The sequence below is a fragment of the Stenotrophomonas sp. S49 genome (assembly GCF_016624905.1).
GTDB lineage: Bacteria > Pseudomonadota > Gammaproteobacteria > Xanthomonadales > Xanthomonadaceae > Stenotrophomonas.
This window is the reverse complement of the sequence record NZ_JACVUD010000087.1, coordinates 1-19,130: the sequence shown is the minus strand read 5'-3', so window position 1 is coordinate 19,130 and position 19,130 is coordinate 1. Positions and strand designations below refer to the sequence as shown.

Below are 19,130 nucleotides of genomic sequence, written 5' to 3'. Positions count from 1 at the left end.
AGCGGGACGCCGAGGTGGCCCTCGGCAGCCCCTGACAAGACAGTTGCTACTCGGCCAGGTCGGCCAGTACCTTGCGCGAGGGCGCGAAGAAGGTGACGCCGGTGACCGCCGTGGAGAAATCCAGGATGCGATCGTGCAGCGGCGCCGGATTGCCGATGAACATGCGTTCCAGCATCTGCTCGATCACCCACAGCCGGCGCGTGTAGCCGATGAAGTAGGTGCCGTACTCGTTGTGGCCCGGGCGCGCGAACGGCATGTTGTCGCGCAGGATCTCGTGCTCGCCGTCGGCATCTTCGATGGTGCACAGCGTCTTGTGCGACTTCTGCGCATCGGCCGGCGCATCGTCCAGTTCCATGTTGTCGTGCTTGGTGCGGCCGATGATGGCTTCCTGTGCTTCGGTCTTCTGCGCGCGCCAGGCCTGCAGGTTGTGCAGGTACTTCTGCACCACCACGTAGCTGCCACCGGCATGGTCGGGGTCTTCGTCGCCCACGATGGTGGCCTCCGGCAGCGACAGCCCCTCCGGGTTGGCCGTGCCATCGACGAAGTCGAGCAGGTCGCGGCCGTCGAAGTAACGGAAGCCGGCCACTTCATCCACCGTTTCCACCGCATCGCCGAAGGCCAGCAGCAGGTTGCGCTCGAAGGCCACGATCAGGTCCTGGGTGCGCGCGCGGATGTGGTACAGCAGGTCGCCCGGGGTGGACACCGCCGTATGGGTGGCGCCCTTGATCTCACGGAACGGCTTCAACTCGCGCGGCGGCGTACTGCCCACCAGCGGCGCCCACACGCGGTGGCCGATGGCCACGTTGCAGGTGAACGTGCGCTCGATCTCTCGGATGGCGGTGTTCTTGATCAGATCGTCGGTGCTGCCCAGCACCTGCCGCACCGTGGCGATGGACTCGGCATCGTCCTTCACCTTCAGCACCAGGAAGGCCGCGCAATGGGTCAACGGCGCGGTGATCTGCTGCGGCTCATTGTCCAGCGTGTGGTTCAGGGCGGTAATCGGGGCGGGCTGGGAATTCATGGAACATCCTGCTGGCTTGAGGCGGCGATGATAGCCGAACCACCCGAGCACAGCTGTAGTAGAGCCACGCCATGCGTGGCTGAGGATAGCATCCACGCATGGCGTGGATCTACCGTTGGGCGACGCGGCGAAGCCGGGCAAAAAAGAAGCCCGGCACAAGGCCGGGCTTCGGATGGCATGCGGGAGAGAGAGAGAGAGAGTCACATGCCACTTACACGCACTAACGACAGAGCGATGTCTTACCAGCTGAAGCGCGGACCCACGAACCACTCGCGGTCGCCAGCCTTGGCCAGCTTCACTTCGCCGCTCAGGCCCCAGTTCTGGTTGAACTTGGCGGTGGCGCCGACGCGGCCGTAGAACTCGCCTTCCGGATTGATACCGTGCTTCTTGCTGTAATCCTCGTAACCGGCCAGCGCATAGCCTTCCAGGTACGGGTTGAACGCGGTACGCAGACCCACTTCGGTGGAGTAGCCGTTGAAGTCCAGGCCGTGCTTCAGGTCGAACTTCTGGTACGCAACACGAGCCACCAGGTCGGTGTTCGGTGCGATGCCATAGTTGTAGCCGGCACCGATGCGCCACTGGGCCACATCGTTCTTGAAGGTGTCGGTTTCCTGCTTGCTGTAGTCACCGAAGAGCGAGAAGTTCGGGTGCACTGCAACCGAGCCCTTCACGCCCCAGCCATCGGCGTCGCCGCCCTTGGCATCGGTGTTCACGTAACCGCCTTCAACGTAGTTGTACGACAGGCCATCGGCAGCCGATGCAGCGAACGGCAGGGCAGCCAGCAGACCCAGGGCAAGCAGCGAATTCTTGATCATCGGGACACACCTTTAATTATTTTTGGTTTCGTCGGCCGCCTCCCGGGAGAGGGAGAGAGGAGGCGGTCGACAGGTGTGAATTATCCGTTTGCTGGTGAAATCGCTCCTGAATATTGTACTGACCAGTACATGAATGAAGTTGCCGTTCAGGGAACTTGCAGCGGTTTGGCCCGATAGATGTGAAGTACGTAGAATCCTTATGAACCTATGGATTCCGCGCGACGTAAGAAGTGATGCACGCAGTGCTCTACGCCGTCTTCCAGGCGCTCGCCCTGGTGCTTGTCTGGACCGGGCAGAAGTCAGACGCGAAGGCGCAATGGCTCAAAGTCGGTGTGTTGTTGCTGCTGGTCTTTGCAGGCACCGTGGGCATCAGCATGCTGCTCAAGTGGATGGCGCAATCGCTCGCGTTGTTCACGGTCGCCACGGCCAAGCAGTACGCGATAGCGGTCTCGATGTCCCTGCTGTGCCTGTGGGGAATGGCGATATTGATCGCGCTGATCAACGTCATCGGTGCTTCCATCAAGCGCTTTCATGAAACCTGCAACGCCGACAACTGGAAGAAGGTGGCGCCTGCGGTAAGCAGTGCGCAGCCCGGCGTGATGATCGTCGCCCGCTGTCTGCTGTCCTTCGCCAGCGCCCTGATGCTTTCAGGGCTTTGGCTGAGATAGGAACGTTGTCTCCCGCTGGCGGTCGACCCGCTTGCCCGGCTGAACCGCACGGCAGATCGCCCAACACGCGCACAAGGACGACCCATGCATCCCCTGTTGCAGTTCCTGCTGAGCGCACTTGCCGGGGTGGTGTCCCTTCACTACCTGGTGGCGCGGGACTACTGGCGTGGCTTTGGCTGGCTGATCGGCCGCTGGGATCCCAACCTGGGCCATGCCGGCGAGGATGCACTGATCACCTCGGCCCACCGCATGATGGCGCTGATGGCGGCATTGCTGCTGGGCTGGGCCATTGCCGGCCCTTCCCGGTACCGTGACAACTGGGAGGTGGAAGTGATGGGCCTGGTTGCCGGCATGCTGGCCACCTACGTGGTGATCATCGCCAGGGCGTCGCTGCGCGCGGCGCGTTCACGGCGCTAGGCCGCTCGCGCTTCAACCCTCGCCTTCCAGCCGCTTCAGATAGCGGTCGGTCCATGCCAGCAACGGGTGTTCCGCCGGCGCGGGCATCGTCACTTCAATCACTTCCCTCTTCGCTCTCGAAGCGGATGTCATCGTTGCAATAGCAGTCTGCCAGCTGTGTGTCACTGGGCCGGCAGCCGACGAAGATCGCTTTGTGCAGGTCGGCGCGCTTGAAGCGGGCACCTTCAAAATTGCAGCGCACGAAGCGCGCGCGGGAGAAGTCCGCATCGGCAAAGCTGCGTCGCGGAAATCACAGTCGATGAAGTGCGCGTTGGAATGGCATCTGAGCAGTTTGGCCTGCACGAAGCTGCAGGCGTTGAACACGCCGCTCAGTCCGTTGTTGTCGAAGGTCGTCAGGTCGAAGCGGCAACGCAGGAAGGATTCGTCGAGAGTCCCCATCGCTGCGCCGGTGAAATCACAGTCTTCCATCACGGCATGGACCAGGAATGTGGTCCCGTGCGAAGGAGAGACATATGAGAGATCCACCGATTGCAGGTTCTGGTACTGCGGCACCGCATATGGAAACCCACGGTAATCCAATCGCCCCTCCGCGGTCAGCCCGAACGGCGAAGGGTGCCAGTGACGATTGGTGATGGTCTTGTCGCGCCAATCGTCCCTGCGCCGCGGGTTGGCCAGCTGCGGCACCCGCTCAGGCGTCCAGCGCGCGCGCAGTGCGGCGATGTCGCGCTTCGGCAGCAGTTTCAGGCGCGTTGCGGCCATGCATTCGTCCATGAGGCAGGGACGGGCAGTCTAGCAGGCAGGCCCCGCGGGTTAAGCTCGGCAGACACGCAGACGGAACCGCAGCATCATGCAGATCAAATCCCTACGCACCCCGGTGGACGTCGTGCGCGACTGGGCAGAGGAATTGTCGATAAAGCTCGGGCGTTCAGCGCAGGAGCTGCACGCGAGAGGTCTGGGCGCGCTCGATTTCAGCCATGCGCGCCGTGTTGAACTGCGAAGCCGCAGCGGCTTCTTCGTGGCGGTGCCGCTGTCATTCTGTGTGATCGATGAAACGAAGGGCGTGGCTGTTTTCAGCGAGCACGACGGGTATCTCGAATTCAGCCTGGACGAAGATGACGAAGTGACGGAGATTGTCGAAGACCGCTACGTGCACGAACGCTGAGCGCGACCCTGGCGTTCAAGCCGCGCGGCTTAGAGCCGACCCAGCGAGCGGTAGCGGGCAGTACCCTGCACGACCAGCTGTGCCAGTTCGTCGATCAGCTCCGGGTCCCAGCGATCGAAGTTGAAGCAGGATTTGCCCTGCATGCGCTTCTTCAACGCCGGGCTGATGTCGGCCAGCAGCTCGGGAAATTCATAGACCGGCATGAAGTGGAAGGCGTGCTTGCGCCCGGAGACCTTCACCGCGCAGAAGAACTGCGGCTTGCCCCTGGCATCGGGGTGCGGGCCGTTGGCGTAGAAGTGATCGGGGCTGTCGTGCACCACCTGCAATGAACCGGCGGCATTGCGCAGCAGGCCGCGCAGTGCGGCGAACAGGTCGTCAGGCGTTGTGGCATCTGTCATGGGTTGGGCCCGTATCGGAACATTGTGGCGGACAGGTGCAGCGGTTGTGGTCCAGCGTAGCACTCCGTCTTCCCGTCTTCGCCTGCCCCGGACGGGTAACCCACACCACGTGCTTACCGACAGTCCGCGTCCTCACCTTGCAGGGCTGCCGGGTGCAGCGGCCGCAGCTGGGCGATGCGCTCACGCTGTTCCTCGTTGGGCCCGCCCAGCCAGCGCACCTGGCAGCGTGCAGACAGCCGGCCCACCATGCGCCCCTGCTCGGGCGAGTACAGCACCGCCAGCGCGGTGCCGGGGCATTGGTGGGCCTGGCAGGCGGTGTAGAACCACCATACACCGTCCTGCAGCTGCAGCGGCTGGCCCGGTGCACTGGGACCGCTCAGCAGGCGTTTGCGCAGCGGTGCGATGCCCGGCTCGCTGGATTCGGCATCGGCGGTGTCCTGCATGAGTGCATCGAACGCCGCCAGCAGCCTGGCGTCCTTGCGACCGCAGTCGTCCACCGTGTTGCCGCCCACCAGGGTGAAGAAGTAGGTGGCCAGCGGGTGGTCCTTGCAGGTGAGTTCGCCACTGGGGGATTCGCCTTCGGGCTCGCCCTCGTTGTCCCACACCGATGGGTCCACGCCATCTTCGATGGAAGGTTCGGGCGCGGGTGCCGTGGGCGTCGTCGTGGGTGCAGGCGCAGGCGCAGCTTCTGCCTTCGGTGCCGGCGCCGGTGCCTGCGAACACGCGGCCAACAGCGCGATGAGCCATGAGATGGCGAGATTCCTGGACGTCATTCCCTGTCCTTGGATGTGTGGAGTGCGACGGAGGGATTCTACGCGGTGCCGGTATTCCGCCGGGCATCCCCCGGCGTTAGGCTTGCAGTGACCGCTTCCCTGGCTGCCAAGGACCCAGACGCATGTGCTGTTCAAGGTTTGCCGTGATCCTGGTCTGTGCAGCGTTGCTGGCCGGGCCTGCCGCTGCACAACAGCCGGCCACGCGACTTCCCGACGATGCCCTGCCCGCGGACCTGGACCGGGTGCTGCGCGATTACGAACAGGCCTGGCGCACCGGCGATGCGAAGGCACTGGCGGCGTTGTTCACCGAAGATGGATTCGTGCTGCAGAGCGCGCATGCACCGGTGCGCGGGCGCGCGGCCATCGAGGCCGCCTATGCCGGCCAGGGCAGCAGCCCGTTGCGGTTGCGCGCCTTGGCGCACGCGGTGGAGGGCAACACCGGCTACATCATCGGCGCGTACAGCTACGGCAGCAATGCGGGCGACACCGGGAAGTTCACGCTCACGTTGCAGCGCGTGGGCGATGGGCCGTGGATGATTTTTTCGGACATGGACAACACCAGCGCGCCGCCAAGGACGAAGTGAGGCGGACGTCGCGCGCGCAAAAAAAACCCCAGCGCTGGGCCGGGGTTCTTCAGATCACTTGAACAGGGTATTCGGGTATTCCGGTTTCTGTTCCCGCGCCAGCAACGCGCGCAGGCCTTCTTCAGGCGTCTGCTCGCCGTGCAGCACGGCACGCACGCGCTCGGAAATGGGCAGGTCGATGCCATGACGGCGCGCCTGTCGCATCACTTCGTCGGCGGTCTGCACCGATTCAACCACCTGGCCGATTTCGCGCACGGCGTCCTGCAGCGTCTGGCCACGGCCCAGGGCCAGGCCCAGGCGGCGGTTGCGCGACAGATCGCCGGTGCAGGTCAGCACCAGATCGCCCAGCCCGGCCAGACCCATCAGGGTTTCCGGCTTGGCACCGATGGCCGCGGCCAGCCGCAGCATTTCGTTCAGGCCACGGGTGATCAGGCCGGCACGGGCATTCAGGCCCAGCTGCATGCCATCGGCCACGCCGGTGGCCACCGCCAGCACGTTCTTCATGGCGCCACCCAGTTCGGCACCCACCATGTCATCGCCGGTGTAGGCGCGGAACGCCGGCCCATGCATGGCTTCGGCCACCGTCTGCGCGAACTCGGGCACGTCGCCGTGCACGGTGATCGCCGTCGGCAGGCCCTGGGTCACTTCCTTGGCGAACGACGGCCCGGTGACCACGGCCAGGGGCACGTCGTCACCCAGGATTTCGCGCGCTACTTCGTGCAGGAAGCGGCCCGAACCCGGTTCGAAGCCCTTGGTGGCCCAGGCCACGCCGGCACCGGCCGGTCGCAGCGGCGCCAGCGCGCGCACCGTTTCATTGAACGCGTGCGACGGGGTCACCACCAGGATCCAGGCGGCATCCTGCAGGGCGGCCGCCATGTCGGTGGTCGCGCGCAGGCTGTCCGGCAGCGGGATGCCCGGCAGGTAGCGAGGGTTTTCATGGCGCTGGTCGATGGCTTCGACCACGGCGGCATCGCGCCCCCACAGCACGGTCGGGTGACCGTGCCGGGCGAGCAGCGTGGCCAGCGCGGTTCCCCAGGAACCGGCGCCAAGCACGGCGACTTTGTCAGCGGTATCGCTCATTCGTGACGTCGTAGCCAAGCTCAGGCGTTGCCGGCCGGCTCGGAATCAGCCAGCGACGGCGCGTCGCCCTGTTCCTGGCGCTGGCGCAGGGTTTCGGCGTACAGGCCTTCGAAGTTGATCGGCTGCAGGAAGAACGGCGGGAAGCCGCCGGCCTGGATCAGGTCGCTGACCAGCTGGCGCACGTACGGGAACAGGATGTTCGGGCACTGGGTACCCAGCAGCACGTCGATCGACTGCGGGTCCAGGCCGACCAGGCCGAACACGCCGGCCTGCTTCACTTCGGCCACGTAGGCGGTGCGCTCACCGGCCTGGCAGGTCAGGGTCACGGCCAGCACGACTTCGAAGGCGTTTTCGCCCAGGCGCTGCACCTGCTGGTTCAGGTTCAGCTGCAGCTCCGGCTGCACCTGGTCATTGAAGATGGTCGGCGCGTTCGGCGACTCGAAGGAAACGTCCTTGACGTAGATCTTCTCGACGGTGAAAGCGGGGCCGGTAGCGGCATCGACCGGCGCAGCGGCGCCGTTGGTGATCTCTTCGGACATTTCCTGTAACTCCAGATGAATGCAATGAAAACGTAGGTCGAACTACAGCGATGGGGGCGGCAGGTGGCCCATACAAGGCCAATGCCGCCACCGCGTTCGATCAGTTGCGACCCTTGACCAGCGGCAGTTCGGCCTGCTGCCAAGCGGGAATGCCGCCATCGAGCACGAACACTTTTTCGAAACCGGCCTTCTTCAACGCCTTGGCGGCGGTTTCCGAGGCGTTGCCGCTGCGGCACACCAGCACCACCGGGCTCTGCTTGGCGTTGGCCACCAGCTTGTGCTCCGGACCGAATGCGCTGGCCTGGGCCTGGCGGCTGCCGGCGATGTGGCCCTTTTCGAAGTCGCCACTGGCCGACAGGTCGACCACCACGGCGCCACCGGCATTCATCAGCTGGGTCAGTTCAGCCGGCTTGATGCCCTTGAAGCCCCGGAACAGGCGGCGGACCTCGGTGACGATGATCGCCACGGTCAGGCCCACCAGGGCTGCGGACAGCATCGGGTTTCGGCCGGCAAAGGCCAGCAGCTCTTCGTAATTCACTCAGATCACGGGTCTATAAGCGGGGGCCGATTGTCGCACAAGCCGCAGGCGGGCCGTCACTGCCCCTGCCAGAGGTCCGGCAGGCCGGCCGCCTGCCACCAGCGCTTGGCTTCCGGGTCCCAGCGCCAGCGCTCGGTCACCACCACGGTGCGTTCGGCCTGGGTGTTCTGGTTGATCACCCCGATTTCCACCCGGCGCTCGACCTGGCCCCCGTCCAGCGCGGCCGTGCTGCGCTCGCGGTAGGACGACACCCGCAGCTGGGCGTAGCGGTTCAGCTCGAACTGGGTGGGCGGCTTGTCCTTGCGCAGCTGCGGGTCCAGGTAGGCGATGGCGTCGTCCATCGTGCCCCAGCGGATGGTGGCCCCGTAAGCGATCTGGGTTTCTTCCAGCAGCTTGCGCTGCTTGCGGGTCAGATCGTCGGCGGCCGCGCCGGCAACGGCGCTGACCAGCAACAGCGAACACAACAGGATCTGGATCAAGCGGCGCATCGGTGGTTCCCCAAGGACGTCAGCCTGACATCCTACCCTTTGGCGAAGGCAACGAAGCGACCACTGAATTCAGCCGCCGGCCGGCCATCGGCGCCGGGCTGGGTGGCGACGATGCTGATGCGTGCCTTGCCGCGCTGGCGGAAGGTGGACAGGAAGATGTCCCAGGCGCTGCTTTCGGCGGCGGCCGCATGGGCGTGCAGGTCCTCGTAGACCGGCGCCAGGTAGCGCAGGTTGCTGTCGGCCACGTAGACCTCGGCGTCGTGCCCGGCCAGGCGCAGGCGCAGGCTGACCAGGGCCCAGCCGGACAGGGTGAGCACCGAGGCCAGGCTGCCGCCGAAGGCATTGCCCTTGTCGTTGACGTTGGCGGCCAGCGGCGCGGTGATGCGCAGCACGCCGTCGGCGTAGCCATCCAGACGGATCTGCATGGCGCGCACGGCCGGCATGCAGTCGAGCACGCCCTGCAGGGAGGCCAGCGAGGAAGTCAGGGCATCAACGGACATCGGAGCAGCAACCACGACAACGAAGGGCCCGCATAATGACGTCAATGCCCGACCATACGATACCCACTGGCTGGACCCTGATATCGCTGCGCCCGCAGGGGCAGCATGCTGGGCTGCGCCGCGCCGCAGCCCGCTACGGCGGGACCACGCTGGCGTTTTCGCCGTGGCGACTGCGGCGCTTGCAGGGCGCGGCGGTGGCACAGCGGCTGAACCAGGCGCTGGCCTGCCCGCGTGTGGTTTTCACCAGCCCGGCGGCGGTGGCGGCGGCAGCGGCGTGGGTGGACCTGCCCGCCGCGCAGCGCGGCCCGTGGCTGACCGTGGGCGAAGGCACGGCACGCGCACTGCAGGCAGTGGGCGTGGCCGACGTGCAGGCGCCGCAGCGGATGGACAGCGAAGGACTGCTGGGCCTGCCCGCCCTGGACAACGTGCAGGGGCTGCAGATCGGCCTGGTGACCGCCCCCGGCGGCCGCAGCTTGATTGCGGCCCAGTTGCAGCAGGCCGGCGCGCAGATCCTGCGTTCGGACGTGTACGAACGCGTGCCGCTGCGCCTGCCCCGCCGTACCTTGTCGCGTCTGGCCCGGTCGGCGACGCCCTGGCTGCTGGCCGTCAGCAGCGGCGAGGCGTTGCAGCGGTTCTGGCAGCAATTACCACCGCCCTGGCAGCAGCGACTGCGCCAGCAGGCCACCGTGCTGGCCGCCAGCGAGCGGTTGGCCGCGCAGGCGCAGGCACTGGGCCTGCAGCGCGTGGTGCGCAGCGAAGGCCCCACTGTCGCGCAGATGACCGCTGCCGCACACGCCGCACTCACCGCCCCGGCAGCGAACTGAACAGGCGCCGGGCACACGCTTGCTGCGCTGATCGCCAACGGTGATGCTGTGTGCAACGCCGCCGGCCGGGCCCACCCGGGCGCGCCGCCGACAAGGAAGCCTGATGAACGACACTACGCCCCCTGCCGCCCCCCGTTCCCCTGCCCGCTGGCTGCTGGCCAGCGCCGTGGTGGTGGGCCTGGCGGCCGCCGGCTACGGCGCCTGGTACTTCTGGCAGCACCAGCAGCGCGAACAGCAGGCGCAGGCGCAGACCGCCGCCGTGCAGCTGCAGGGCTTGGAAGCAGCGGTGGAGGCCCTGCGCCGCGACCAGCGCGCCAGCAGCCAGCGCCTGCAGGATGCGGCGGCCACAAACCGCGTGCTGCGCGACGAGATGCTGGGCCTGTCCCAGCGCAGCGCGCTGCTGGAAGAAAACCTGGCCAAGCTGACCGAGAGCGCCAACCTGGGCCGCCAGGCGGTGCAGCGCGACGAGGCCGAGCTGCTGCTGACCCAGGCCGCCCAGCGCCTGGCCTTCGCCGACGATGTGGATGGCGCGCGCCGTCTGTACGGCCTGGCCGCCACCGCGCTGGCCGAACTGCCCGACAGCGATGGCCTGAACCTGCGCCAGGCGCTGGTGCAGGAACGCGAAGCGCTGGATGCACTGGGCGATGGCCCGCGCGTGCTGGCCCTGCAGCGCTTGGATGCGGTCTCGCAGGCGTTGCAGCGCCTGCCTTCGCAGGTGAAGACCACAACGCCCGTGGCGCCGGTCGCGCGGCCCTGGTGGCAGGCGGCCATCGCGGCCTTCGTGGATATCACCCCCAGCCGCCTGCAGGGGCCACTGACTGCCGGCGAACGTGCCAGCGCCGAACAGGCACTGGAACTGGAACTGACCCTGGCCCGTGCCGCCATTGAACGCGGTGATGGCCGCGGCCGCGATGCCGCGCTGGCCCGAGTGGACCAGTGGGCCCAGCGCCGCTGGCCGGATTCACCAGCCCTGCGCGCGCAACGTGCTGAACTGAAGGCCCTGCGCCAACTGCCGCTACAGGCCGATGGCAACGTACTTGGCAGCACGCTGCGGCAGCTGCGCACCCAGACCGACCGGAGGTAAGACCGTATGAAGCCCGTGCAATCCCTGGTCGTGCTGTTGCTGGCCGTGGCCATCGGCATCGTTGCCGCGCAATGGCTGGGCGCCGAAGACCTGAACCGCTATGGCGAGGTGATCCTGCGCCACGGTGGCTACGACTACCACAGCAACCTGCCCAAGGTGGCGCTGCTGGCGGTGATCGCCGTGCTGGTGCTGTGGCTGCTGTGGAGCCTGATTGCCGCACCGTTCCGTGCCTGGGGCCGCTACCGCCGCAAGCAGGGCCGGGTGCGCCTGATCGATGGCCTGCAGGCCTATGAACACGGCCAGTGGCAGCGCGCGGAAAAGCTGCTGGACGGTGCCGCGCAGGATTCGGAAGTGACGGCGATCGCGCTGGCCAACGCGGTGCGCAGCGCGCAGGCGCGGGCCGACGGCGCCGGCGGTGAAGCGCTGCTGCAGCGGCTGGGCGAGCGCGATGCCACGCTGCATGCGTTGCTGCGCGCCGAGCAGCTGCTGGCCCGCGATCTGCCGGTGGACGCGATCAATGTGCTGGACGTGGCGGCGATCCAGCCGCTGCCGCCGCGTGGCCTGTGGCTGCGCACCGAAGCGCTGGCCCGCGCTGGCCGCGCCCACGAGGCTTACGGCCAGCTGGGCGCGCTGCGCCAGAGCAAGGTGCTGCCCAGCGAGGCCGCCAGCGAACTGGAAGCCCGGCTGGCCGCGCAGGCGCTGCTGGAAGCGGCCGATGTGAACGCGCTGGCCGCGCAGTGGGAAACCACGCCCAAGGCGCTGCGGCCGACGCCCGATGTGGTGGGTGCCTATGCCACCCGCGCGGTGGCGCTGGAATGGGACGAACCCGCCCTGCTGGCGCTGGAACAGGCACTGGACCAGCGCTGGGACGACGAACTGGTGGCGCTGTACGGCCGCCTGCCGGTAGACCGACTGGCCACCCGCCAGGCCAACCTGCAGCGCTGGCGCAACGTGCATGCGGATTCAGCGGCGCTGCGCCTGGCCCAGGGCCGGGTGGCACTGGCGCAGCAGGATTGGGCGGCGGCGGAAACCTTCCTGCACGAGGCCGTGGCCGCCGGTGCCGGTGCGCCGGCGTGGGAAGCACTGGGTGAAGCCTTCGCCCAGCGTGGCGAACCTGCACTGGCCGCGCAGTGCCTGGGCAACGCCCTGCGCCTGCAGCGCGGCGAGGACAGCGTGGCGCTGGTGCGTGACGGTACCGCCGAGGCACCGCTGCGGGCCACGGTGGAAGAGCAGCCTACGGCGGTGCAGCCGCCGGTGTATGACGCGAACGAAGAACGCGACGCGTTCGGCAACCCGCGATTGCCGTGACCATCGACGCATCGCGCAACGAAAACGCCGCCCGATGGGCGGCGTTTTCAATTCCAAAGTTGGATGCGCTCAGCGTTCGACGATCGCCACCACGCCCATGCCGCCGGCGGTGCAGATCGACACCAGGGCACGGCCGCCGCCACGTTCGGCCAGCTGCTTGGCGGCGGTGGCGATCACCCGGGCGCCGGTTGCGGCGAACGGGTGGCCGGTGGCCAGCGACGAACCCAGCAGGTTGATCTTGTCCGGATCGATGCGGCCCATCGGTGCATCCAGGCCCAGGCGGTTGCGGCAGTAATCCTCGCTCTCCCACGCGCGCAGGGTGCACAGCACCTGGGCGGCGAAGGCTTCATGGATTTCGTAGATGTCGAAATCCTGCAGGGTCAGGCCATTGCGCTTCAGCATTTCCGGCACGGCCACGGTCGGCGCCATCAGCAGGCCTTCGCCGTGCACGAAATCCACCGCCGATACGTGCGCATCGCGCAGGTAGGCCTGCGGCTCGTGGCCGTGCGCGCGTGCCCACTCTTCGCTGGCCAGCAGCACGGCCGCGGCGCCGTCGGTGAGCGGGGTGGAATTGGCTGCGGTGAGCGTGCCACGGCCGGACACCTTGTCGAACGCCGGCTTCAGCGTGGCCAGCTTTTCAAGCGAGGTATCGGCGCGCAGGATGTTGTCGCGCTCCACGCCGCGGAACGGTGCGATCAGGTCATTGAAGAAGCCGCGCTCATAGGCGGCGGCCAGCTTCTTGTGCGACGAGACAGCCCACTCGTCCTGCGAATCGCGCGAGATGTTCCATTCCTTGGCCATGTCCTCGCAGTGGTCGCCCATGCTCTTGCCGGTGCGCGGCTCGGCCACGCCAGGGAACTCGGGCTTCAGTTCAGAGAACTTGAACCCCGAGGTGAGGGCACGGATCTTGTCGCCGGTGGTCTTGGCCCGGTTGGCGGCCAGCAGGCGCGCGCGCAGCTTCTTGCCGTAGACGATCGGCACGTCGGAGGTGGTATCGGAACCGCCACCGATGCCCGATTCGATCTGCCCCAGGGCAATCTTGTTGGCGACGGTGATGATGCTGTCCAGCGAGGTGCCGCAGGCGCGCTGCAGGGTGATGCCCGGGGTCAAAGGCGACAGGCCCGAGGACAGGGTGGCCTCGCGGCCCAGGTTCCAGTCGCTGGAATGCTTGATGACCGCACCCATGGCCACTTCGCCCAGTTGCTGGCCATGCAGGCCGAACCGTTCGACCAGCGCGCCCAGCGTACGTACCGACATGCCAAGGTTGCCGACATCCGAATACGCGGTGTTCTGGCGGCAGAACGGAATGCGGACGCCACCGAGGATGGCGACGGGACGAGCGTTGGGCATGGAGATACCTGGCATGGATGAGGGTGTCTGCAACATGGCCTGCACGACAGAGCAGGCATAATGGGGCCAAGTGTAGCTGCCGCCCTGTGATGGGCCAACCGTGGAACCATGAGCAAACCCGACCCCGCGATGAACGCCCTTGGCGTGCTGGCCCTGGAACTGGCCGGCGGAGAAATTCCTGGCCAAGCGGTCCTCAGCGCCGAACAGGCCGGCGAACTGGCCGAACGTGTCGGCCGCGATCTTTCCAAGCTGGTGCCGCAGGTAGCCGAGCTGGACCTGGTCTTCGCCGCCGCCCATTTCGACCCGGCCGAAGTACTGCGCCCGGGCTGGCCGATCCACCGCCGCCTGGAAGAACTGCAGATGCGCGCGCCCGGCAGCAACCAGGGCCCGCGTCTGCTGGCCTTCGGTGCCGATGCGCAGGGTGATGTGCCGCTGCCGTTCCAGGCCGATGCCACCCTGGTGGGCGGTGGCCTGCGCGTGGTGCCGTTCCTGCTGACCGGCACCGATGCGGCCACCATTGCCGCGGTGGCCGATGCGCTGGAAGAAACGCTGCTGGCCAACGGCATGGCCCATGCCGATACCGCGCTGATGGCGCAGAAGGGCTTCGGCGCGCGGGTCGAGCATGCGCGCTATTTCACGGTGAATGACCTGGCCGCGATGATGTCGATGCAGTACGACAACCAGGGCCTGGCCGCACTGTGGCCGCTGATCGAGACGGCGATCCTGGCCCCGGCCGAGGAAGAGTGGCTGGACGCCGCGCCGGAACCGCTGCTGCGCTATGTGCAGGGCGAGGCGCGCATGGCACTGTTCGACCCGGCTGGCTGGTGCGCGTACTACAACCATGCCAAGGGCGATTGTGATCGCCTGCAGGGCATCTACGAGCAGTTCCTGCTGCGCCAGCGGCAGATGGCGGCGGTGCTGGAGGCACACGGCGTGCCGGTGCTGTTCGTACACTGCGAAGCCGGCCAGGACGCGCGCGCGCTGCTGGCGCGCTGATATTCGTGGGATATCTTCCGCCGGGCGTGGCCCGGCGCTACCGTGCCCGGGCGCGTCTGCGCGAAGGGCCAGTCGAGCAAGTTCGACTCTGCGAAAGCTGCGTTCTGCGGGGCATGACCCGGCGCCCCATACAGGAGTTCCTGCGATGACCGTTTCTGCTTGCCGACGTGCCGCCTGCCTGCTCGGGCTGGCCCTGAGCGGGTTGGCCCAGGCCAGCGCCCCGGTGCGCACGGGTGATGACAATCTGCCGCTGGAGTACACCAGCGTGGCAGCGTTCGCTGAGAAGCTGCCGCAGCGCAAGGACATCGAGCGGCTGCAGGCGCAGACGCCGGCCGGCATGGTCGTGCTGCAGACGAGCAAGGAAACGGTGGAGAACGACCCCGACTACACCGCCACCACCTGGGTGTTGTTCACCGCGCCACATCCGTTGGCGCCCTCGGTGGTGCGCATGCGCACGGCGATCGGCTGGGATCGCGAACATCCGTTTCGTCGCACCCGGAAGATGGCCACCCTCTGCGAAGGCAGCACGGCCGCCTGCGATGCAGTGGCGGTGCAGGCCAGGAAGTTGGCCGCGGCGCCGTTGTAAGGCGATCGGATGCAATCCGCCGGGCATGGCCCGGCGCCAGCGCAATGAAAAACGCCGGCTTTCGCCGGCGTTTCTGCTTTCTTACGGGGCCTTCTGGATGACCGCGCAAGCCAGGCGCGCGCCGGCGTTGCCGGTCGGCTGGGTCTTGTAGTCGTCGGCGTCGGCGTGGACGATCAGGCCGCGGCCGATGATGTCGAAGTCATCACCCTTGCCAATGTTGACGTTGCTGGACACCGGACCGTCGATGGTGGCCACGCCCTTGTCGTCGGCCTTGATGTTGGGCATATCGCCGCCGTGGTGCGGGTCGGCTGCCACACTGCCGTGGTCCTGCTTGCCCGGGTTGAAGTGGCCGCCGGCGCTCATGCCGTCCGGCGCGCCGCAGTCACCCTTTTCATGGATGTGGAAGCCGTGCTCGCTGCCCGGCTTCAGGCCACTGATCTGGCCGCTGACGTGCACCTTGCCGTCGACCACCTTGAAGGTGACGCTGCCCTTGGTTTCATTGCCCTGGGTCGGTGCCAGTTCGGCGCTGGCCGTGGCGTCGGTGGTGGTGGCAGCGGCCGCGTCGGCAGCCGGGGCGCTGGCCGGATCGGCCGGTGCCGCCGAACCTGCGGCCGGGGTGGTGGCCGGTGCTTCGGCTTCCGGCGTGGCCGGCTGACTGCAGGCCGCCAGGCCCAGGGCGGCCATGGCCGCGAACAGCGAAGTGTGGATCAGACGCATGTGAATCTCCTTGGTGAGGGTGCCAGCGGGCGATCAGCGGGTAACCCGGATCACGCCGCAGGCAATGCGGACGCCGGCATTGCCGGCGGGCTGGCTGCGATAGTCATCGGCGTTGGCATGCACGACCAGTGCACGACCGGCGATATCGGTGGCGGCGCCTCCGCCTAGGGTAACGCCCTTCAGGTGCACATCGATGTTGGCGCGGCCCTGCGCATCGGCCTGCAGGTTGTCGATGTCGCCCAGATGATGCTTGCCACTGCCGGCGCGACCGTGCGCGCTGCCACCGGGGTTGAAGTGATTGCCGGCACTGCTGGCGTCGACCGCACTGCAGTCGCCGCGTTCGTGGATATGGAAGCCAGCCTGCTGCATCGGCTGCAGCCCACCGATCAGCCCGGTCAGGTGCACGCCACCACTTTCCGGCTTCAACACCAGGCGACCGCTGACGATGCTGGCCGAGGCCGGCGCCAGGTTCGCTTCGGCCTGCTGCGCGGTGCTGATCACGTTCGGCGGCGGCGGCGTGGGCTGCGGCTTCTTCGGCGCGCTGCCACAGGCAGACAGCAGCACGGCGGCGGACAGCGGCAGAAGGGCATGTGAGAGACGCATCGAAGACTCCTTGCAGGTAACACTACGGACGGAATCGTCCATGACGGATCAACGGTTCGGCAAGCGGGTGCGAGCAGGGTGTGCAGATTCCGTTCAATGGCTGCCGCGGCGGCGGCCGGCACCCAGCTTGCGGGTGAGTGTGTTGCGGCCCAGCCCCAGGCGCGCGGCGGCCTCGGCACGGCGGCCGTGGGTGATCTGCAGGGCGGCCTCCAGCAGGGCGTGGTCCACCCGATCGCGCACCTGCGCATGCAGGCCTTCGGCCCCTTCCTGCAACTGCCGGCGCGCCCATTCGGACAGCAGGGTTTCCCACTGCCCCGGATCGGCGCCCGCTGCGTGGCCACTGCCGCGTCGCTGGCGGGTGCGGTTCAGCGCGGTATCCACGTCGGCCACGCCGATGGTCTCGGCGGCGGCCAGCGCGGCCATGCGCCAGCAGACGTTTTCCAGTTCACGCACGTTGCCCGGCCAGTCGTGTTCGCGCAGCGCCTGCAGGGCGGCGGCGGTAAGCCGCTTCGGCGGCGTGTCCAGCTTGTGGGCGGCGGCGGCCAGGAACGTGCTGGCCAGCTGCGCGATGTCTTCGCGGCGCTCGCGCAGCGGTGGCAGCTGCAGGCGCACCACGTCCAGCCGGTGCAGCAGATCGGCGCGGAACTTGCCCTGCGCCACCAGCCCTTCCAGATCCTGGTGGGTGGCGGCGACCACGCGCACGTCCACATGGATCAGCTCGCGGCCGCCGACCCGGAAGAACTCGCCCTGGGCCAGCACACGCAGCAGGCGGGTCTGCAGTGGCAGCGGCATGTCGCCGATTTCATCCAGGAACAGGGTGCCGCCGTTGGCCTGTTCGAAGCGGCCGATATGGCGGCGCTGCGCGCCAGTGAAGGCGCCGGCTTCGTGGCCGAACAGTTCGCTTTCCAGCAGCTCGGCGGGAATGGCGGCGGTGTTGAGCGCCACGAACGGACCCTGCGCACGCGGCGATTCACGATGCAGCGCGTTGGCCACCAGCTCCTTGCCGGTGCCGGTTTCGCCGGTGATCAGCACCGCCAGCGGTGCCTGCGCCAGGCGGCCGATGGCACGGAACAGCGCGCGCATGGGCGGGGTGTCACCCACCAGCTGCGGCGGCTGGTCGCTGGACGCTTCGATCACCGGGGTTGGCGCGGCCAGGGCCGGGGCTACCGCCGGCAGCACGCGCTGGGCCAGCGCCACGGCATCGTCCAGATCGAAGGGCTTGGACAGGAATTCGTGGGCGCCACCGCGGAACGCACCGGCGGTGCTGGCCACATCGGTGTAGGCCGACATCACCACCACCGGCAGCTGCGGCAGCGCGGCTTTCAGTTTGTCCAGCAGCACCAGGCCATCGTCGCCGGGCATGCGTACATCGGTGAACAGCAGCGCCGGCGGCGGGTTTTCGGCCAGCGCTTTCAGTGCCGGTGCCGCGCTGTCGAAATCATCGACCTGGTAGCCGGCTTCACGCAGTGCGGTGCACAGCACGAAGCGCACGGCGCGGTCATCGTCGACCACCCAGATGCGCTGCGCGTAAGTAGAGACGTCAGACATCGCGCGGGGCCTCCTCGGCCGGGGCGGTGCCGTTGCCGATCGGCAGCAGCAGGGTGAACACGGTATGGCCCGGGCGCGAGCGGTAGGTCAGCGTGCCGCGATGCTCGCGCGTGACCTGCTGGGCCAGCGCCAGGCCAAGCCCGGTGCCCTCGGCTCGGCCGCTGACCAGCGGCAGGAACAGGTGCTCGGCCAGTTCTTCGGGCACGCCACGGCCGTCATCGGCAATTTCCAGGCGCAGCGCCAGCGTGTGCAGTTGTTCGGCAATGCGCACGCCATGTTCGACGCGCGTGCGCAGGGTAATGACCCCGGCGCCGGCCTGGATGGCGTTGCGCACCAGGTTCCACACGGCCTGGGTGAGGCGGTCGGCGTCGCCGGCGAATTCGGGAATGCTGGGGTCGTAGTCGCGCTGCAGGCGCACCGCCCAGCCGGCCTCGCTTTCGGCCAGGCGCAGCACGCGCTCCAGCGCGGCATGGATGTTCAGCGGCGCATGCGGTGCGGCCGGTGCCGGTGACAGCAGCTGGTCGAGCAGGCCGTTGAGGCGTTCGATTTCCGAGCCGATCAGTTCGATCAGTTCGCGTTCGCTGGCATCGCGCTGGGCCGCGCGGCGCGCCAGCAGCTGCGCGGCGCCCTTCAGCCCGGCCAGCGGATTGCGCAGTTCGTGGGCCAGGCCCTTCAAGGCGGCGCTGAGCGCGCTGGGCAAGGCCTGGGTCGGGTCCAGGCCAGGAAATTCATCCACCGGGTGCGCTTCCAGCAGCCAGCCACCGTCATCGCGGCGGCTCATCCAGCCTTCGGCGAAGCGCGCGCCTTCGCCCGGTACGGCCAGCGCCAGCCGGTTCAGGCGCAGGCTGTCGCGCTCGTCGCGGGCCAGGAAATGGGCCAGTGCCTCGCCCTGCACTTCCAGCGCGGCCAGCGGCTGGCCCAGCAGGCGGCGGACGCTGACGCCCAGCCAGCGGGCGAAGGCCGGGTTGCAGCCGATGATGCGGCCATCGGCCCCGGCCCAGGCCAGCGGCGTGCCGAGGGCATCAAGGGACGGCGGGGGTGCGGGGTCGGACATTGCACCAATGTAGTGCAAAACGAGGTGTGGGGGTGGGCGCCCCGTTATTAGGACAAAGGTTGTGGACCCCGCGGGGG

The 19,130-nt window shown here is 67.7% G+C and carries 24 protein-coding genes; 9 read left to right on the top strand and 15 right to left on the bottom strand.

Translation table 11 applies throughout. From position 1 onward, the window contains the following. Positions 1–46: 46 nt before the first annotated feature. Positions 47–1,021, bottom strand: a complete 975-nt coding sequence (locus IAE58_RS16220) for a Dyp-type peroxidase (RefSeq protein ID WP_199934062.1) — start codon at positions 1,019–1,021, stop codon at positions 47–49. Positions 1,022–1,260: 239 nt separating this feature from the next. After that, complete coding sequence (locus IAE58_RS16215; protein WP_199934081.1) at positions 1,261–1,833, bottom strand: Ax21 family protein; 573 nt, start codon at positions 1,831–1,833, stop codon at positions 1,261–1,263. A 236-nt stretch (positions 1,834–2,069) separates the two neighbouring features. Here IAE58_RS16215 and IAE58_RS16210 point away from each other — a divergent pair, with 236 nt between their 5' ends. Both IAE58_RS16210 and IAE58_RS16205 read left to right on the top strand, forming a co-directional pair. Next, positions 2,070–2,504, top strand: coding sequence for a hypothetical protein (locus IAE58_RS16210; protein WP_199934063.1), 435 nt, complete (start codon positions 2,070–2,072; stop codon positions 2,502–2,504). An 84-nt stretch (positions 2,505–2,588) separates the two neighbouring features. Beyond that, positions 2,589–2,921, top strand: coding sequence for a hypothetical protein (locus IAE58_RS16205; protein ID WP_199934064.1), 333 nt, complete (start codon positions 2,589–2,591; stop codon positions 2,919–2,921). A gap of 12 nt (positions 2,922–2,933) precedes the next feature. Here IAE58_RS16205 and IAE58_RS20015 read toward each other — a convergent pair whose 3' ends face one another. After that, the gene (locus IAE58_RS20015) at positions 2,934–3,680 is read right to left on the bottom strand and encodes a pentapeptide repeat-containing protein (protein ID WP_233614968.1); all 747 of its coding nucleotides are present in this window, start codon (positions 3,678–3,680) and stop codon (positions 2,934–2,936) included. An 88-nt stretch (positions 3,681–3,768) separates the two neighbouring features. On the opposite strand from IAE58_RS20015, the gene IAE58_RS16195 reads away from it, so the two are divergent. Further along, complete coding sequence (locus tag IAE58_RS16195; protein WP_199934066.1) at positions 3,769–4,083, top strand: hypothetical protein; 315 nt, start codon at positions 3,769–3,771, stop codon at positions 4,081–4,083. A 29-nt stretch (positions 4,084–4,112) separates the two neighbouring features. Here IAE58_RS16195 and IAE58_RS16190 read toward each other — a convergent pair whose 3' ends face one another. Continuing rightward, complete coding sequence (locus IAE58_RS16190) at positions 4,113–4,481, bottom strand: hypothetical protein (protein ID WP_199934067.1); 369 nt, start codon at positions 4,479–4,481, stop codon at positions 4,113–4,115. 113 nt (positions 4,482–4,594) lie between these two features. Beyond that, on the bottom strand, positions 4,595–5,254 hold the full coding sequence (locus tag IAE58_RS16185; protein WP_199934068.1) for a hypothetical protein: 660 nt from the start codon (positions 5,252–5,254) through the stop codon (positions 4,595–4,597). Between the two features lie 122 nt (positions 5,255–5,376). Here IAE58_RS16185 and IAE58_RS16180 point away from each other — a divergent pair, with 122 nt between their 5' ends. Then, complete coding sequence (locus IAE58_RS16180; RefSeq protein ID WP_199934069.1) at positions 5,377–5,838, top strand: nuclear transport factor 2 family protein; 462 nt, start codon at positions 5,377–5,379, stop codon at positions 5,836–5,838. 54 nt (positions 5,839–5,892) lie between these two features. On the opposite strand, the gene IAE58_RS16175 is transcribed toward IAE58_RS16180, so the two are convergent. From IAE58_RS16175 to IAE58_RS16155, 5 genes are all read right to left on the bottom strand, one after another. Then, positions 5,893–6,918, bottom strand: coding sequence for an NAD(P)H-dependent glycerol-3-phosphate dehydrogenase (locus IAE58_RS16175; RefSeq protein ID WP_199934070.1), 1,026 nt, complete (start codon positions 6,916–6,918; stop codon positions 5,893–5,895). 20 nt (positions 6,919–6,938) lie between these two features. Next, complete coding sequence (gene secB, locus IAE58_RS16170) at positions 6,939–7,457, bottom strand: protein-export chaperone SecB (RefSeq protein ID WP_004153553.1); 519 nt, start codon at positions 7,455–7,457, stop codon at positions 6,939–6,941. Between the two features lie 100 nt (positions 7,458–7,557). Further along, positions 7,558–7,995 (bottom strand): rhodanese-like domain-containing protein, encoded by a 438-nt coding sequence (locus tag IAE58_RS16165; protein ID WP_108748050.1) that lies wholly within the window; start codon positions 7,993–7,995, stop codon positions 7,558–7,560. 56 nt (positions 7,996–8,051) lie between these two features. Next, complete coding sequence (locus tag IAE58_RS16160; protein ID WP_199934071.1) at positions 8,052–8,483, bottom strand: hypothetical protein; 432 nt, start codon at positions 8,481–8,483, stop codon at positions 8,052–8,054. Between the two features lie 32 nt (positions 8,484–8,515). Further along, a complete protein-coding gene (locus IAE58_RS16155; protein ID WP_199934072.1) occupies positions 8,516–8,983 on the bottom strand; it encodes a YiiD C-terminal domain-containing protein in 468 nt (155 codons plus the stop codon). A gap of 35 nt (positions 8,984–9,018) precedes the next feature. Between IAE58_RS16155 and IAE58_RS16150 the strand changes: the two genes are divergently transcribed. From IAE58_RS16150 to IAE58_RS16140, 3 genes are all read left to right on the top strand, one after another. Further along, a complete protein-coding gene (locus tag IAE58_RS16150; protein ID WP_199934073.1) occupies positions 9,019–9,807 on the top strand; it encodes a uroporphyrinogen-III synthase in 789 nt (262 codons plus the stop codon). Positions 9,808–9,910: 103 nt separating this feature from the next. Further along, positions 9,911–10,891 carry a uroporphyrinogen-III C-methyltransferase gene (locus tag IAE58_RS16145; protein ID WP_199934074.1) on the top strand — a complete coding sequence of 327 codons (981 nt, stop codon included), beginning with the start codon at positions 9,911–9,913 and terminating at the stop codon, positions 10,889–10,891. Between the two features lie 6 nt (positions 10,892–10,897). Beyond that, positions 10,898–12,199: a heme biosynthesis HemY N-terminal domain-containing protein gene (locus IAE58_RS16140; protein ID WP_199934075.1), complete on the top strand. Its 1,302-nt coding sequence runs from the start codon at positions 10,898–10,900 to the stop codon at positions 12,197–12,199. Positions 12,200–12,268: 69 nt separating this feature from the next. Here the strand turns inward: IAE58_RS16140 and IAE58_RS16135 are convergent, their stop codons facing one another. Further along, positions 12,269–13,564 (bottom strand): acetyl-CoA C-acetyltransferase, encoded by a 1,296-nt coding sequence (locus IAE58_RS16135; RefSeq protein WP_108748044.1) that lies wholly within the window; start codon positions 13,562–13,564, stop codon positions 12,269–12,271. Between the two features lie 93 nt (positions 13,565–13,657). Between IAE58_RS16135 and IAE58_RS16130 the strand changes: the two genes are divergently transcribed. Together IAE58_RS16130 and IAE58_RS16125 are read left to right on the top strand one after the other, a co-directional pair. Continuing rightward, complete coding sequence (locus tag IAE58_RS16130; RefSeq protein ID WP_199934076.1) at positions 13,658–14,545, top strand: hypothetical protein; 888 nt, start codon at positions 13,658–13,660, stop codon at positions 14,543–14,545. Positions 14,546–14,690: 145 nt separating this feature from the next. Further along, positions 14,691–15,131, top strand: coding sequence for a hypothetical protein (locus tag IAE58_RS16125; RefSeq protein ID WP_199934077.1), 441 nt, complete (start codon positions 14,691–14,693; stop codon positions 15,129–15,131). An 81-nt stretch (positions 15,132–15,212) separates the two neighbouring features. Here IAE58_RS16125 and IAE58_RS16120 read toward each other — a convergent pair whose 3' ends face one another. From IAE58_RS16120 to IAE58_RS16105, 4 genes are all read right to left on the bottom strand, one after another. Continuing rightward, positions 15,213–15,848 (bottom strand): superoxide dismutase family protein, encoded by a 636-nt coding sequence (locus IAE58_RS16120; RefSeq protein WP_199934078.1) that lies wholly within the window; start codon positions 15,846–15,848, stop codon positions 15,213–15,215. 33 nt (positions 15,849–15,881) lie between these two features. Beyond that, positions 15,882–16,451 (bottom strand): superoxide dismutase family protein, encoded by a 570-nt coding sequence (locus IAE58_RS16115; RefSeq protein WP_108751788.1) that lies wholly within the window; start codon positions 16,449–16,451, stop codon positions 15,882–15,884. Positions 16,452–16,544: 93 nt separating this feature from the next. After that, positions 16,545–17,999, bottom strand: a complete 1,455-nt coding sequence (ntrC, locus tag IAE58_RS16110) for a nitrogen regulation protein NR(I) (RefSeq protein WP_199934079.1) — start codon at positions 17,997–17,999, stop codon at positions 16,545–16,547. Continuing rightward, positions 17,992–19,053 carry an ATP-binding protein gene (locus tag IAE58_RS16105; protein WP_199934080.1) on the bottom strand — a complete coding sequence of 354 codons (1,062 nt, stop codon included), beginning with the start codon at positions 19,051–19,053 and terminating at the stop codon, positions 17,992–17,994. The genes ntrC and IAE58_RS16105 overlap by 8 nt, the downstream gene beginning before the upstream one ends. Between the last annotated feature and the right edge of the window lie 77 nt (positions 19,054–19,130).

Excerpts from the sequence above, each read along its gene's own strand:
- IAE58_RS16195 (WP_199934066.1), top strand. The coding sequence starts at position 3,769 with ATGCAGATCAAATCCCTACGCACCCCGGTGGACGTCGTGCGCGACTGG.
- IAE58_RS16145 (WP_199934074.1), top strand. The coding sequence starts at position 9,911 with ATGAACGACACTACGCCCCCTGCCGCCCCCCGTTCCCCTGCCCGCTGG.
- IAE58_RS16180 (WP_199934069.1), top strand. The coding sequence starts at position 5,377 with ATGTGCTGTTCAAGGTTTGCCGTGATCCTGGTCTGTGCAGCGTTGCTG.
- IAE58_RS16115 (WP_108751788.1), bottom strand. The coding sequence starts at position 16,451 with ATGCGTCTCTCACATGCCCTTCTGCCGCTGTCCGCCGCCGTGCTGCTG.
- IAE58_RS16155 (WP_199934072.1), bottom strand. The coding sequence starts at position 8,983 with ATGTCCGTTGATGCCCTGACTTCCTCGCTGGCCTCCCTGCAGGGCGTG.
- IAE58_RS16130 (WP_199934076.1), top strand. The coding sequence starts at position 13,658 with ATGAGCAAACCCGACCCCGCGATGAACGCCCTTGGCGTGCTGGCCCTG.
- IAE58_RS16160 (WP_199934071.1), bottom strand. The coding sequence starts at position 8,483 with ATGCGCCGCTTGATCCAGATCCTGTTGTGTTCGCTGTTGCTGGTCAGC.
- IAE58_RS16190 (WP_199934067.1), bottom strand. The coding sequence starts at position 4,481 with ATGACAGATGCCACAACGCCTGACGACCTGTTCGCCGCACTGCGCGGC.
- IAE58_RS16220 (WP_199934062.1), bottom strand. The coding sequence starts at position 1,021 with ATGAATTCCCAGCCCGCCCCGATTACCGCCCTGAACCACACGCTGGAC.
- IAE58_RS16135 (WP_108748044.1), bottom strand. The coding sequence starts at position 13,564 with ATGCCAGGTATCTCCATGCCCAACGCTCGTCCCGTCGCCATCCTCGGT.
- IAE58_RS16105 (WP_199934080.1), bottom strand. The coding sequence starts at position 19,053 with ATGTCCGACCCCGCACCCCCGCCGTCCCTTGATGCCCTCGGCACGCCG.
- IAE58_RS16210 (WP_199934063.1), top strand. The coding sequence starts at position 2,070 with ATGCACGCAGTGCTCTACGCCGTCTTCCAGGCGCTCGCCCTGGTGCTT.
- IAE58_RS16185 (WP_199934068.1), bottom strand. The coding sequence starts at position 5,254 with ATGACGTCCAGGAATCTCGCCATCTCATGGCTCATCGCGCTGTTGGCC.
- secB (WP_004153553.1), bottom strand. The coding sequence starts at position 7,457 with ATGTCCGAAGAGATCACCAACGGCGCCGCTGCGCCGGTCGATGCCGCT.
- IAE58_RS16125 (WP_199934077.1), top strand. The coding sequence starts at position 14,691 with ATGACCGTTTCTGCTTGCCGACGTGCCGCCTGCCTGCTCGGGCTGGCC.
- IAE58_RS16120 (WP_199934078.1), bottom strand. The coding sequence starts at position 15,848 with ATGCGTCTGATCCACACTTCGCTGTTCGCGGCCATGGCCGCCCTGGGC.
- IAE58_RS16205 (WP_199934064.1), top strand. The coding sequence starts at position 2,589 with ATGCATCCCCTGTTGCAGTTCCTGCTGAGCGCACTTGCCGGGGTGGTG.
- IAE58_RS20015 (WP_233614968.1), bottom strand. The coding sequence starts at position 3,680 with ATGGCCGCAACGCGCCTGAAACTGCTGCCGAAGCGCGACATCGCCGCA.
- ntrC (WP_199934079.1), bottom strand. The coding sequence starts at position 17,999 with ATGTCTGACGTCTCTACTTACGCGCAGCGCATCTGGGTGGTCGACGAT.
- IAE58_RS16140 (WP_199934075.1), top strand. The coding sequence starts at position 10,898 with ATGAAGCCCGTGCAATCCCTGGTCGTGCTGTTGCTGGCCGTGGCCATC.
- IAE58_RS16175 (WP_199934070.1), bottom strand. The coding sequence starts at position 6,918 with ATGAGCGATACCGCTGACAAAGTCGCCGTGCTTGGCGCCGGTTCCTGG.
- IAE58_RS16150 (WP_199934073.1), top strand. The coding sequence starts at position 9,019 with ATGACGTCAATGCCCGACCATACGATACCCACTGGCTGGACCCTGATA.